Origin of the sequence: Kordia jejudonensis (assembly GCF_001005315.1) — a bacterium.
GTDB classification, from domain to species: domain Bacteria; phylum Bacteroidota; class Bacteroidia; order Flavobacteriales; family Flavobacteriaceae; genus Kordia; species Kordia jejudonensis.
In genome coordinates this window covers 93291-107578 of sequence record NZ_LBMG01000024.1, presented here as the reverse complement: position 1 = coordinate 107578, position 14288 = coordinate 93291, and the positions used below count along the sequence as shown (strand labels likewise).

Below are 14288 nucleotides of genomic sequence, written 5' to 3'. Positions count from 1 at the left end.
GTCAACACATATCAGGGACGTACAACTTTTAAATTTAACATTCAACATTTAGCATTTAACATTGATTTTTTGTCACGAATACACGAATATTTGGTTTTTGGTCTTGGGTTTTTGGTCTTTGCTCTATATTCTTTGTTCTTTGTTCCTTAATCTTGGGTCTTCGTTCTATGCTCTTGGATCTTGGGTCTATATTCTATGTTCAGAATCTTTCTCAATACTCATATCTCAATACTCAATACTAAAAACACAATACTAAATTCTCATTTCCAAACACTACTCCACTTTCTTAAAAACCATATTTCCATCATTATCAATATATTCATACACGCCAGTTGGTGCGTTTTTTTTGATGATCGAATAGCTTTTGTCGTCTTGAAGATTCTCTAACAACGCTTCGTTATCGCCTAAATACGTAAACAATGTTCTAAATAGATTGACGGGCGTTTTTAGTTTTGCATCGTACGTTGGCGCTGTATTGTTTGGCCATTTGATGGCTAACGCCGCAGAAAATGACGAGTAAATTAGTGCTTTGTCTGTTTGTTTTTCAAAGAGTTCTTTGGTGTAATTCAATCCCACATAACCGCCGTGATCCGCTGCAATAACAATTAAACCATTAGGATCATTTTTGATGATCACACTTGTAATTTCTTTCAACCATTCGTTTGCTTCTTTGACGCTTTCAAGATAGTTTTCACGTTCAATTTCTTTGCCTAATGCTTGATTTTTGAAAGTCGTAATGTGTCCTGGTGTAATTTTTTCAATGAAATAAAAACTGCGCTTTCCTTGTTGCTTTTTGATGGTTTCCGCGACAGGTTGTATCAACTTTTTGTTTATGGAAAATGCGCCAATCCCAAACCATGGCACTTCATCCATCGTGAAGTTACACGAATCGTATGCAATTGTCGGTCGGTTGAGTAATAAGTACGGATTTTGCATGAATAGAAACGTTTCGTAACCGTTGTTTTTGAAGATTTCTATCACAGGATTGTTTCCTGCAATGACTTCACGCGCGCCAAATAATTGTTCGCCTTTGTAATGGTGTTTCATCCCAAACATGGAACTATTTGATAATACTGTAGATGTATAATTGCTTCTGAAATTTGTGTACAATTTGAATCCGCTATTTTCCAAATAGGCTTCAAATTCCTCATTTTGAAAGTTGTATGGCGCTTTTTCCAATTCGGAAAAATTCACGTAACCATCTGGCTGAATGATATAAATGTTTGGAAATTTGTTGAATTCCGTTTCAACAATTGCATCAGGCTGTGTCAACCAAGTGTCCGAATCAAAAGTTGCTCTGAACAATGTCGGCAACAAAGTAACAAATGCCACAAGCGCCATCAAAAATTGAATGACAACTATTTTTTTGTAGTGTTTTCTGAGTACAATCGCGAGAAGCGAAAATCCAATGATGTATGCTAAGATGATTTTTTTTTGATGAAACCCATTAATTCTTCCTGCAAAGTAAGCACAGAAAAATGCCGCATTTAAGACTGGTAATGTAATGTGAGCGAATTTGGTTAAAAATTTTACACGCTTTATAATTTCCCAAGAAATTGTAAATACAACTATTGGAAGGAGAATGTATACACTAAAGATTACGACAAATTGAAACGCCGAATTGACCAACATAAAGTTAGAATGGTATACGTAGAGAAACGAGTACAAACCTGCCGCAAGCGCAAAAATGATGGGATATTCTTTGTTGCTTGCTACAAACTCTTGTATGCTTTTTCGAAGTTTAGCCAACATGTTTTTTCTTGAATAAATACAACACGCGTTCTGAATCGATAATTTCTTTTTTCTCAATCAATTGAAAATGTGCTGTGTATGTGTTTTCAAAGTTTTCCAAATTGTAATGCCCAAATTGATCTTTGAATTCTGCTTTTGCATTGAGTAAACGTGTTGCATAGGAATCGTTTCGTTTTGGAAATTCAATGATTAAGTGTTCTGAAAAGGAAGCAAAAAAGGCAGCTGAGTTTTCAAAAGGCACATTTCCTGTTAAGGACAAGTGATGAATTAACGCTAATGCCAAGGTGGCGTCTGGTTTGCATTCCTGAACACGGTGTACAAACGAGAAACGTTCGGTATTTTGGAAACCAATTGCTGCTGACGGATTGAGCAAATCAATCACAAAAGGCACCATATTTTGCTCTTTGTTTTTCTTTACCGCATAGTAGTTTTGATCGACAGCATTGTTGTCAATATCGCCTACCAAAGCGAGTTCAATATTCGTTGTAATTTCGCGTACAAATGTTCCGTCATTTCCGCCAACATCAATGACAGTAGTAGCTTGAAGCTGTTGTATCCATTTGTTGATGATGGTTGATTTTTGCTGAAAAGCAGTATCGGAATAGTTGGTTTTTTGGTAATAATTTCCCCATTCTGATTGCTCTTTGAGTTGCAGTTTTTTGATGTAATTGTATAAACTATCAATGATGTTAAACAATCCTTTTTTTGATAAAGAAGCTTGTTTTGTAGCTTTTACGGCTGACTCTTGATGTTTGTTTTCATATTTTGCCAATAAGTGAATGTTGGTATATAAAAACGGATTCAGTTTTGTACTTTTTGGCAGTAAGGAAGCTATCATTTTTAGTGGAATTCCGTCAATGAAATTCGACATCGTTTTTAGGAATTCTGCACCGTGATATTTTGCCAATAACAAAGGTCCTAAAAAGTGGGTAATAAATTGTTTGTACGCTCGCCAAGGTGTATTTTCAACATAAAAATCTAGCGAAAGTGTATCGATAAAAATAGCATTTCCTTTGTGAAAAGCGATGTTATACGCTGTTGCATCTTTTAGAGAAAAACCATTTTGCAACGCGTATTTCTGTAATTTTAAAGTGAGCAATGCAGCTTCTTTGTATTGTTGAAAACTCCATTCGTACGGATATGTTATAAACGGAATTTGCTCAGGTTGAATACAGATTTTTGTTTCCGTGTATTCTAGTTCTTCATGCGGAATTAACAGCTTGTGCTGAAACGCTTTTTCGAAAAATCCTGAATCTTTGAGTTTGTTGTACTGTGGAAAGTAACTTGGAAATATAACCCGTTTTATGACATTGTTTTCTACAAATACATGTCCACTAGGATCACGATATGAAGAAGCATGTCGCGAATTAGTTGTCATCTTTCGATGGGTTTTCTATCTGAGAATCGTCAATATTGATATCATCAAATACATCTTCATCTGTGGTGTTTTTATGCAAACCAAAGATTGTTTTTATTTTAAACATGACATTTTTAGAAAATAATACAACGCCAGCCACAATAGCAACAAGTGCTTGCACTAACATTGCTCCGAGTCCTGCGTCAAAATATAGAAAATGCATAGTTTTGATATTTTGGTAAAGATAGAAAATAGAATTGTAATAACTAATCTTCTAAAAAGAGTTTTACAATGCTTTACGACGTGTAAGATGATAGATATTAATTCCTAAAATGGCAAAGTTTGTTATGATAATTGGCAAACCAACGCGTAATGTTGGCATTAGAAAACCGTATAGTACAAATAGGATACAACCAATTGCATTGATCATTCGCAAGTTTTTCAAGTCTTTCACTGTAAATGATATTAATACTGCAGCAGATGCTAAATAGCCTACCCATTCTGTTCCTGTAATTCCGAATAATTCCATGTTTTGTTAATTGAAAAATTGAATGATTGAATGATCGTATATCAACAATCGTATTTTATATATTAAAAAAGGTTTCACTACCTGCGCAATGAAACCTTTTATATAATTTGAATCTTGTATTCTTAGATTGTTTTGTTGCGCTTTCGTTCTACTTCTGTTAAGTATACTTTTCGTAAACGTAAGAAGTTTGGCGTTACTTCAACATATTCATCTTTTTGAATGTATTCCAACGCTTCTTCCAAAGAGAATTTGATTGCAGGAACAATTTTTGCTTTGTCATCGGCTCCTGAAGAACGTACGTTTGATAGTTTTTTCGTTTTGGTAACGTTTACTGTCATATCGTCTCTACGAGAGTTTTCTCCGATTACTTGTCCTTCATAGATATCTTCTCCTGGATCCACAAAGAATTTTCCTCTGTCTTGCAATTTGTCAATTGAATAAGGAATTGCAGTTCCTTTTTCCATGGATACTAATGAACCATTTTGACGTTCTGGAATTCCACCACGTAATGGTTGGTATTCTTTGTATCTGTGTGCCATGATTGCTTCTCCAGCCGTAGCTGTTAACAATTGGTTACGCAATCCGATGATTCCTCTTGATGGAATTAAGAATTCACAAACCATACGATCGCCTTTGGCTTCCATACTGAGCATTTCTCCTTTACGAAGTGTTACCATTTCGATCGCTTTTCCTGAAACGTGTTCTGGTAAATCGATCGTTAATTCTTCAATTGGCTCACATTTTACACCATCAATTTCTTTGATAATTACCTGTGGCTGACCAATTTGTAATTCGTATCCTTCTCTACGCATTGTTTCAATCAATACTGATAAGTGTAATACACCTCTACCAAATACGATGAATTTGTCTGCGCTGTCTGTTTCGTTTACACGTAAAGCTAAGTTTTTTTCTAGCTCTTTCATTAAACGATCTTTGATATGACGAGATGTTACAAATTTTCCATCTTTTCCGAAGAAAGGAGAATCGTTAATGGTAAATAACATACTCATTGTTGGTTCGTCAATTGCGATTGTTTTTAATCCTTCAGGATTTTCCAAATCTGCAATGGTATCTCCAATTTCGAATCCTTCTAAACCAACGATTGCACAGATATCTCCAACTTGAACTTCAGACACTTTCTTACGTCCAAGACCTTCAAATGTGTGTAATTCTTTTATTTTTGATTTGATGATACTTTTATCACGCTTCACTAAAGCAACTTGCATTCCTTCTTTTAGTGAACCTCTTTGTAAACGTCCGATAGCGATTCGTCCGGTAAACGAAGAATAGTCCAATGAAGTGATTAACATTTGCGTGCTTCCTTCTTCAAATTCTGGCGATGGAATGTGTTCCATAACCATGTCTAATAAAGGCTCAATATTTTTTGTTTCGTTTTTCCAATCGTCTGACATCCAATTGTTTTTCGCAGAACCGTATACCACTGGGAAATCTAACTGCCATTCTTCAGCACCTAATTCGAACATTAGATCGAATACTTTTTCATATACTTCTTCTGGCGTACAGTTTTCTTTGTCTACTTTGTTTACAACAACACAAGGTTTTAATCCTAAGTCAATTGCTTTTTGAAGTACAAAACGCGTTTGTGGCATTGGCCCTTCAAAGGCATCAACTAATAATAAAACTCCATCAGCCATGTTTAATACACGTTCTACTTCTCCTCCAAAATCGGCGTGACCTGGTGTATCAATGATGTTAATTTTAGTTCCTTTGTAGTTTACAGAAACGTTTTTAGACGTAATTGTGATTCCACGTTCACGTTCTAAGTCGTTGTTATCAAGAATTAAGTCTCCTGTGTTTTCGTTTTCACGAAATAATTGACAGTGATACATAATTTTATCAACCAAGGTTGTTTTCCCGTGATCTACGTGCGCAATTATTGCAATATTTTTTATTGAAGCCATTTATCGCTGATTTTTAAGCGTGCAAATGTACTGTTTATTTGTTAGACAATGTAATTTTATGGAGTTTTTTAAGTTATCTTTCTGTTAATCAATCATTTTTAAACGATTTCTTTTGTGTTATGATCTACTAAAATTTAGCGTATCTTTGTGCAAAATTTACACCATATGCAATTGAGTTCTATTCCTAAGATTAAACATACTCATGCTAATAATTTCTTTTTATTGGCTGGTCCTTGCGCTATTGAGAGCGAAGATATGGCATTACGCATTGCCGAAAAAGTGATTACAATTACAGATAAATTAGCAATTCCATATGTATTTAAAGGAAGCTTTAAGAAAGCGAATCGTAGTAGAATTGATAGCTTTACTGGCATTGGAGATGAAAAAGCCTTAGAAATTCTTAAAAAGGTTTCTGAGACCTTTGATGTACCAACTATTACGGATATTCATGAAGTTTCAGATGCTGAAAAAGCGGCGCACTATGTTGATGTTTTACAAATTCCTGCGTTTTTAGTACGCCAAACCGATTTAGTAGTTGCGGCGGCAAAAACAGGAAAGGTTGTAAATTTGAAAAAAGGACAGTTTATGAGTCCCGAAAGTATGCAACATGCTGTGAAAAAAGTACACGATGCTGGAAATGAAAAGGCTTGGATTACCGATAGAGGAACCATGTTTGGCTACCAAGATATGATCGTGGATTTTCGTGGTATTCCAACTATGAAACAGTTTGCTCCTACCGTGTTGGATGTGACACATTCATTACAACAGCCAAATCAATCGAGTGGTGTAACTGGTGGACGACCAGAAATGATTGAAACCATTGCACGTGCTGGAGTTGTAAATAATGTGGATGGATTGTTTATTGAAACACATTTTGATCCTGCAAATGCAAAAAGTGATGGCGCTAATATGTTGCACTTAGATCATTTGGAAAGATTGCTTACTAATTTGGTAAAGATTCGTAAAACAATCAATAGTTTATAGATTGTTAGATTTTTAGATTTTTAGATTTTTAGATTTTTAGATTTTTAGATTTTTAGATTTTTAGAAAAATAGACTTTTTTAATTCGTCTCGACTGCGCTCGATGTGACAATTAATATCTAAAACACCTAATACAAACTAGCGGCTTTTTTTAGTACTTCTATTCAAATTTTATCATTGATATCTTCGATTGTTTTGTATTGAGAATAGTAGTTTTTAGTTCTCAATACTATTTTTCGTGCCTCAAAATCACTCGAACAGACGTTTAAATTCTAAATACACAATGAGTAACATGAAACTTATTTAATGAATTAGATTATCAAAAAATATACAAAGTCGTTAGTAAAAACTAGCGGCTTTTTTTAGTACTTCAATTAAAATTTTATCATTGATATCTTCGATTGTTTTGTATCGAAGTGAAGCCATGATTTTACGTTTTTCTGTGACTAAATGTTCTTTGTGAATTTGTATTTCTCCGCCTTTTACAATTCCGATATCTACATATTGTTTTTTGTGACTTGCGTTTAGATAGCAAAATGGTTTTCCCTTGAAGTAATAAAACGGAATACGGTATTTGTATTTTAATTCGATCTCATAAGGAAACGCATATTCAATTAATACTTGTAATTGTAGTAAGATAGATTTATACGGTTCGGGTTGTTGTAGTATGTAATTTTCAGCGGGATTCATGTTTCAAAATAGTATTCTAAGATACATTTTATTTTGAAATTGGTGTATAAAAAAAGACCTCAAATACGTTTGAAGTCTTTTTTTATTTTAACTTTTGACGATTAACAAAATGGGCGCTGTGTTTGTGTGCAACCTTGTTTTGTTGGTAAGTCACTGTAACAAAAATCAGTGTTATCGGTTCTAGTCGTTGGACGTGTACAAACTGTTACCACTTGAGACAAACACATATCATCCAGTGTGTGTGTTACTGTTATGCAATGCGTAGATTCGCAGGTAAATCCGTCTACAGATACAATTTGCGTGTCTGCACCTTGTAGCATTCCACCTTTAATAGTATTTCTAGCATTAAATGATACGATAGTCGTTTTTTGAAGTTTTAATTTGGAGAGGAGTTCTTTTTTTTTCATTTCATAAGGTTTTACTAAGTTACCTTCAAATATATATCCGAAGACATGATTTATTCGTAAACTATATCTAGAAATTCATAAATTTCGAGTGTAAAAAACATTACCCAATATTCTGATTTTCAAGCTTTTTTATGAAATACGACGGATATAAACCTGTTTTATTTTTAAATGCTCTTGAAAACGATTCTGAACGGTTAAAACCTATTTCTTGTGCGATGGAATCAATGGTATAGGAACGAAATTTTTTATCTTCTTTAAGCCGTCTGATGGCATAATTGACACGTAAATCTGTAATGTAAGCTGTAAACGATTTTCCTTTGTGCGTGTTTACCAATTTTGAAAGATACGAAGTATTCGTTTTTAACTTTTTTGCGACTTCATTTAAACTGCAATGTTTACTTAGGAATAATTGTTTCGTTTCAAAATTTTGAAGTTTTTTGAGTAGTTTTTCTTTAGTCTCGTCAATAATTTCTACTTCTTTTAATGCTGTTTCTTCTGGTTTTTGAGTTATTATTTCACTTACAATGTTAACTTCAGGAACTGTTTTTTCTTCTTTTTCATCTTCAATACTTTTCAGTAAAGCTTCAAATTTTTGCTGATTATCTTTTTCTCTTTTTTTATAAAAATAAATTAATCCGCTTATAATCAATACTGCTAAAAAGATACTCACGTATAATAATACTTGTGTTTTTTGAGTTCTTTTTTCGGCTTGATTCAACTCTTCTTTCAAAGATTTTAGATCATATTTTTTTATTATTTCAATACCGATAGCATTCTGCTTTTTATCATTTTCGGTATATACTTCGTTGGTCTTTTCAAAATAATACAGACTCTTTTCGGTATTCCCTATTGCTTTATACGACTTGCCCAAAAACTCATACATATCTTCTAAACTAAAGAAGTTTGTATTTTTTTTCTGTTGATTTGCTTCTATTTTTTCTAACGTTTCTATAGTTTTTTCAAAATCACCTTTATAGTAATGTATTTTTGCCAAGTTTAAATTTATAAAAGGTAATTGTCCTTGAGAACTTTCTACTTCGTATGCTTTTTCTCTTGCTCTATTTAGGAAAATTTGTGCTTCAGCATAGTTTCCTTGATTCATCTTTGTTTCCCCTAAAAAATTATATAAATATGTTTTTGCATCTTCATCACCATTGCGACTACTAAGTTCTATTCCTCTATTACCATAATACTCTGCCTTTTTGAATTCTCCTGCTCTCATACATGACTTAGCAAGTGCAATATGAATACTTACCGTTAGTACTTTAAATTTATCTTTATGTTCATCTTCTATAATTTTTAATGTACCTTCTAATAATTCAATAGCACCACTATTATCTCCGACTTCAATTTTTAATAATGCAATATTTTTTGATATTGCTAATTGTCGCCCAACATGTTTGATTTGTTTAGCATAAGTAGCCGCATTGAGATAACTTTCCATTGATTCCTTATATTTACCATAATCATAGTAAAAATTACCCTGAAAGATATAAGTAGTCAGTAATAAATCTGGATCGTCAATGGCCTTCGCTACAGCAATAGCCTTATTTATATACACTATTGCCTCCTTTAAATTAACTTTATAGTTTTCCCACTTTGCCAAACAATAATATCCCCAACACTGTGCATATTTATCTTGTGAAGAGAGCATATTATTATTAATATGTTCTAAACTTAATAATGACTTTATAGGATCTTCTGCATATTCTAGTGTAAACAAGCGCGCAAATTCTTTCGGAGGCAATTCTTTTAATGATGCTTTGAAGGCTTCTTCATCAACACTTTGAATGGTGTCTTGTGTTGTGTTTGTTGCAAAAGTAGTTTCACTAAAACAAAAGGAAATGATAAGGAATATAAGTAGTATATGTTTTTTTGAGGGCATATATGGTATTTTCTTTAAATTTTGTGCTTTGAGCAGGTAGGTTATCAAAAATAACGGTTTTCCTGTATTTTCGCTATTGTTTTGCCGTCAACTTTTAGAAAATATCATTAGTTTGTTAATAATCAAATAGGTGTACTACAATAACCGAACTCGTGTTTTATAAATTGAGAGGAGCTTTTTGAAAGTTCCATTACTTATTTTTTCTTTTGCTACATGATATCCTTATTTTTATACCGTAAAATAATGAATATTTTCCGTGTATTGATAAAGCTCCATACCATTTGTGGTTGCGTAGAAAGGATATATTTTTAATAATTTAATTCAAGCATTTATGCACTTTATAGTATATATTATACTAAAGATTTTTTCTTAACTCAGTATGTTAGGTTTTAGGTATAAAAAAACTCCCTAAGTAATTCTTAGAGAGTTTTGAAGAATTAATAATTGCAGAGTGTTAGCAACCACCTGAATTGTTCAGGCAACTTACTAAACTCTGATTTGTTTTGGTAGCTCCTGTCCAGCAATATTCTGTTTCTATGATTGGATTCGTATTTGTATCCACACATCTTGTATCACAAGATATATCAGTGTAGGCACATCGCTCTGTTTCTTCACGGCTACCATTTCCTCCAAATACGTGATTTAAGTTTGATATTTTGATCTTATTTACAATTAGTTTTAGTTTTCTATCTTTTTTCATACAGTATTTTTTAATAATTAATTTTATTTAATATTAAGTAGAATATAGAATTTAGGGACAATAGTACTCTACTACCAATCTATTAAAACAAGTTTGCTATTTTAATAGATGGCTAGTAATTTTTTTCTTAAATACTTTTTCAGATTAAAGTTGAATAATTAACATTCTCTTGATCCAATACCGATACAATTTCCTAAGCTGTCGTTTGTTTTTGTTGCTCCAGTCTTACAATCGACTCCAATTATTGTTGTTATTACAATAGTTGTAAGCTCACATGGCAAATCAACAGAAGGCACAGGATCTCCACCTGCTCCAAAAATAGTATTCAGTTTAGATATACTCACTTTTTTAATTGCTAGTTTCAATTTTCTCTCTCTTTTCATATCGTATATTATAAATAATTAATGTGATTTCAAATATAGTAGAAAATGAAATTTACGTTTTACAGCGCTAGTCGTGATTTATAAATAACGACAACTCAAAATCATATCAAGACTAAGACAACAAATACTAAGTATATTAGAAAAAATGCTTAATGTTTAACATTGAGCAGACATAATACATTGTAAGCTTTGATTTGTTTTTGTAGCTCCTGTTCCTGAGGTTGGATCAGGACAGGTACCATTTTGTGAAATGTTACAATTTAGAGGTGCAGTTTGATTATCTGTAGCACAAAGCACTGCTGATGCAACTGTTGTATTAGGATCTGCACCTCCATACAATACAGTAAGTTGTGAAATTTTCATTTTGTTCATGACCAACTTGAGTTTTCTTTCTTTTTTCATTTTATGCAATTTTTAGGGTTTATTCAAATCAAATATAGTAGAAAATGAAATCGATGGTATGATATGTTTGTCGTGATTTATAAATAACGATTATTACGATTCGCTATTCAACTGTTTTTCAAGCTCTTTTATGAAGTATGAAGGATATAATCCTGTTTTTACTTTGAAGGCTTTTGAGAACGATTCCGAACGTTTGAAACCTATTTCCTGTGCAATAGCGCCAATGGTAAACGATCTAAATTTACGATCGTGCGATAAACGTTCAATAGCATAATCGACTCGTAAATCTGTAATGTATGACGTAAATGATTTTTCTTTGTGTGTATTGATTACTTTGGAAAGATAGGTGGTATTGGTTTGAATTTTTTTAGCAACTTCAACCAAAGTACTGTCTTTACTTAGGAATAATTCTTTTGCTTCAAATTCTTCAAGTTTTTCTAAAATTTCCGCCATTTTTGGATCTATTTCAGCAGGCTGTGTTTCCGAAGCTTCTTTTGATGCAGCTATCGCTTCAGTTTTTTGATCAGCCTGTTTTACTTCAGTACGGAGTTTTCCTTTTTGTCGTTTTTCTTCTAGTTGTTGCATCAATAAGGCAAAACGTGCTTTATTTTTTTGCTGTTGTTTTTTATTGAATATTAGTAAACCTATTATAATAATAATTAATAACGTTATACCTAGAATATAGATTAGCTTTGTACGTTGAGATTTTCGTTGCAATTCTTCTACTTCATCTTTTAACTCTACAAGATCATATTTCTTTATTAGATTGTTATTTATTTCATCTCGTTTTTTATCATTCTTATTCCCAATTTCTTGTGCTATATCATAATATTTCATAGCTTCATCTCTATTCCCGAACTCTCGATATGATTTTGCCAAGAGATAGTACATCTGTTGTAGGCTCAAAATTTCAACATCATATTTGTTTTTGATCTTTTCTATTTCTAGAAGTTCATCAATTGCTAACTGGTACTTTTTTTCATCAAAATACGTCCTTCCTCTATAAAACTTTAGGAATAAATCCAGACTCTCGTGTCCAACACGTTTTTTCATTATTTCCTCAGCTTCATCTAAAAGCTTATGACTTTTTTCATATTCTTTTTTATCTCTGGCAATTTCTGCAAAAGACGATAAAAAATGGACTTCATCGATGGAATCTCGCTTATCAACTTTTATAGCAGCACCTTTTTCACAATAAATAATTGCAGCATCAAAATCTTCAAGATATGTATATACACCACACAAATTTAGGTAGATTTCTAATTCTTCTTGTGCAGTTACTAAACTCGGATCTTCTTTAATTTCTTCAATGATTTCGAGAAAAAGTTCAATCGCGCCAATTCTATCATACGCTTGCATTCTTACCAAAGCAATATTGCTTTTTACAAAGATTTCTCTTTTTTTATTCTTTTCTTTTTTTGCTATGCTAAGAGCTTCGTAATACGATTTTAAAGCAAGTTCATGGTTTGTTAAATCGAAATGAACATTTCCTTTTCGTAATAATCCTAAGTAAAGTATACTATCGTTTTTTAGTTCTCTAGCGATTTTAATTCCCTTAGTTAATAATGATAATTCTTTATCTGTGTTTCCTGTTGCTTTTTCCCAAACTGCAAGTGTTACATATGCTCCCGCTATTTCTTCTTGCCTTTCAGAACTTATATATACATTTTCGATATTGTTAGCTATAATACTTGCTTTTAAGGAATCTTTCCCTTTTTCTACATATAACTCCAAAGCAAGAGAACGCAATGGTTTCCCTTTTAAAGAGTTTTTGTACGCAATAGTATCTAATTTTGTAGTTTTAGTGGTATCATCTTGTGCTAACGCAGTAAACGTTATATAATATATAAGAATGTACAGAAGTAGTGTTCTGCATTTTTTAAAGGGAAATGTATACATAAATTTGGGTAGTAGTTCTTTGGTTATTCGTCTCAAAAGTAACGAATTTTATAACATTTGATTGTGTGAAAAAGCTTGATTATTTATTTTTTTGGAATTACAAATTTGAAAGTAGTATGTTTTTGCACAACACTTTCTACCCAAATCTTACCATCATTACGTTCTAAGATTTTCTTTACCAATGCCAAACCGATTCCTATAGAATTTCCTTTAGCATTTGCATCTAGTTTTTGAAATAACTGAAATATTTTTTCATGATATTGTGGCGCAATTCCTGGACCATTGTCACGTACAGAAAACTGAACACCTTCGTTAACAAACTCATAATCAATAGAAATCTTCACCGTTTCTTTATCGTTGTGTTTAATAGCGTTTTGAATGAGATTTTGAAATAGTTGTAATAGTTGTGATTCATTAAACGCTATTTTTGGCAACTTTTTTTCTATGGTAATTTGAATATTTTCTTTGGCGTTTACAGAAATAATTCTCTCTAACAACTGCTGTACATCAATTGTTTTTATGCTTCTTTCCGTGTCCATTTGTAAAGAGTAATTTAAAATTCCCTCCACCAATAAATCCATTTGTGTTATTTGCTCTTTAATCAATTCTAAACTTTTGTTAGCTTCTTCATCTAAACCATTATCGTCATCATCCGTAAGCCAATCTGTCAACGTATACATATTCCGCAACGGACGTTTTAAATCGTGTGAAACTACATAGGCAAATTCTTCTAAATCCTTGTTTTTTCGCAATAATTCTTTGGCTCTGTTTTCAATAGCGAGCGTTCGTTGTTTTACGGTATCTTCTAAATTAATATTGATAAATTCTAACTTTTTTCGGTATCTGATAAAACCATTCATTACCAAAAAAGAAAATACAAAAATAGTTCCTAACGATAGTAAAATAGCACTTTCCGCTATGCTGTCCAATTCAGAATTAAACACATGATATGACAAGTGTATTAACTCAGAAGCACTGTAAACTAAGACCAATGTTCGATTGCTTAATAACAACACAGAACCAAAAATAAACACGTAAGTAACTAATAAAAAGTCCAACGAAAAGTTATTTAAGCCTGTTGCATAGGTTAAGTAATGCTGAAATGCTAACGTGGAAATAAACACATACCAGCCATATTGAGAAGTGATGGATTCCTTTTTTAGATACGGCAATACGCCAACAATTAAAAATACAACAGCAAAGATGATGTTTCCATGAAAAGGCATGATCAAATCTGGATTGTAATATTTCATAACTTCCAGATATATAAATGTGCTCGGCGCGCCAAGAATAAGCGTTAAACTGCTATTCTTAATTTCGAAAGGTTCGAGCCTTCCTAACGCTTTGAGGAAATTTATAATCATATGGTTAAAAAAAGCA

Annotated in this window: 14 protein-coding genes; 1 reads left to right on the top strand and 13 read right to left on the bottom strand. The window is 32.5% G+C overall.

Annotation, left to right across the window (positions count from 1 at the left end):
• Positions 1-273: 273 nt before the first annotated feature.
• From AA089_RS12770 to typA, 5 genes are all read right to left on the bottom strand, one after another.
• Positions 274-1752 carry a sulfatase-like hydrolase/transferase gene (locus AA089_RS12770; RefSeq protein WP_046757340.1) on the bottom strand — a complete coding sequence of 493 codons (1479 nt, stop codon included), beginning with the start codon at positions 1750-1752 and terminating at the stop codon, positions 274-276.
• Positions 1742-3130 (bottom strand): hypothetical protein, encoded by a 1389-nt coding sequence (locus tag AA089_RS12765; RefSeq protein ID WP_046757339.1) that lies wholly within the window; start codon positions 3128-3130, stop codon positions 1742-1744. The genes AA089_RS12770 and AA089_RS12765 overlap by 11 nt, the downstream gene beginning before the upstream one ends.
• On the bottom strand, positions 3120-3332 hold the full coding sequence (locus tag AA089_RS12760; RefSeq protein ID WP_046757338.1) for a hypothetical protein: 213 nt from the start codon (positions 3330-3332) through the stop codon (positions 3120-3122). The genes AA089_RS12765 and AA089_RS12760 overlap by 11 nt, the downstream gene beginning before the upstream one ends.
• A 63-nt stretch (positions 3333-3395) precedes the next feature.
• A complete protein-coding gene (locus tag AA089_RS12755; RefSeq protein WP_046757337.1) occupies positions 3396-3638 on the bottom strand; it encodes a hypothetical protein in 243 nt (80 codons plus the stop codon).
• A 122-nt stretch (positions 3639-3760) separates the two neighbouring features.
• Entirely contained in the window at positions 3761-5560 is a 1800-nt protein-coding gene (gene typA, locus AA089_RS12750; RefSeq protein ID WP_046757336.1) for a translational GTPase TypA, read from the bottom strand.
• A gap of 165 nt (positions 5561-5725) precedes the next feature.
• On the opposite strand from typA, the gene kdsA reads away from it, so the two are divergent.
• A complete protein-coding gene (gene kdsA, locus AA089_RS12745; RefSeq protein ID WP_046757335.1) occupies positions 5726-6544 on the top strand; it encodes a 3-deoxy-8-phosphooctulonate synthase in 819 nt (272 codons plus the stop codon).
• 337 nt (positions 6545-6881) lie between these two features.
• Here the strand turns inward: kdsA and AA089_RS12740 are convergent, their stop codons facing one another.
• From AA089_RS12740 to AA089_RS23690, 8 genes are all read right to left on the bottom strand, one after another.
• Positions 6882-7232 (bottom strand): DUF1801 domain-containing protein, encoded by a 351-nt coding sequence (locus AA089_RS12740; protein WP_046757334.1) that lies wholly within the window; start codon positions 7230-7232, stop codon positions 6882-6884.
• Positions 7233-7333: 101 nt separating this feature from the next.
• A complete protein-coding gene (locus AA089_RS12735) occupies positions 7334-7639 on the bottom strand; it encodes a hypothetical protein (protein ID WP_046757333.1) in 306 nt (101 codons plus the stop codon).
• A 100-nt stretch (positions 7640-7739) separates the two neighbouring features.
• Complete coding sequence (locus AA089_RS23695; RefSeq protein ID WP_053002378.1) at positions 7740-9524, bottom strand: helix-turn-helix domain-containing protein; 1785 nt, start codon at positions 9522-9524, stop codon at positions 7740-7742.
• Positions 9525-9978: 454 nt separating this feature from the next.
• Positions 9979-10224, bottom strand: a complete 246-nt coding sequence (locus tag AA089_RS12725; protein WP_046757332.1) for a hypothetical protein — start codon at positions 10222-10224, stop codon at positions 9979-9981.
• A gap of 158 nt (positions 10225-10382) precedes the next feature.
• Complete coding sequence (locus tag AA089_RS12720; RefSeq protein ID WP_046757331.1) at positions 10383-10607, bottom strand: hypothetical protein; 225 nt, start codon at positions 10605-10607, stop codon at positions 10383-10385.
• A gap of 156 nt (positions 10608-10763) precedes the next feature.
• Positions 10764-11009, bottom strand: a complete 246-nt coding sequence (locus AA089_RS12715; protein ID WP_046757330.1) for a hypothetical protein — start codon at positions 11007-11009, stop codon at positions 10764-10766.
• 93 nt (positions 11010-11102) lie between these two features.
• The gene (locus AA089_RS12710; RefSeq protein ID WP_162200443.1) at positions 11103-12944 is read right to left on the bottom strand and encodes an AraC family transcriptional regulator; all 1842 of its coding nucleotides are present in this window, start codon (positions 12942-12944) and stop codon (positions 11103-11105) included.
• A 47-nt stretch (positions 12945-12991) separates the two neighbouring features.
• On the bottom strand, positions 12992-14272 hold the full coding sequence (locus AA089_RS23690; RefSeq protein ID WP_053002376.1) for a sensor histidine kinase: 1281 nt from the start codon (positions 14270-14272) through the stop codon (positions 12992-12994).
• Positions 14273-14288: the final 16 nt, after the last annotated feature.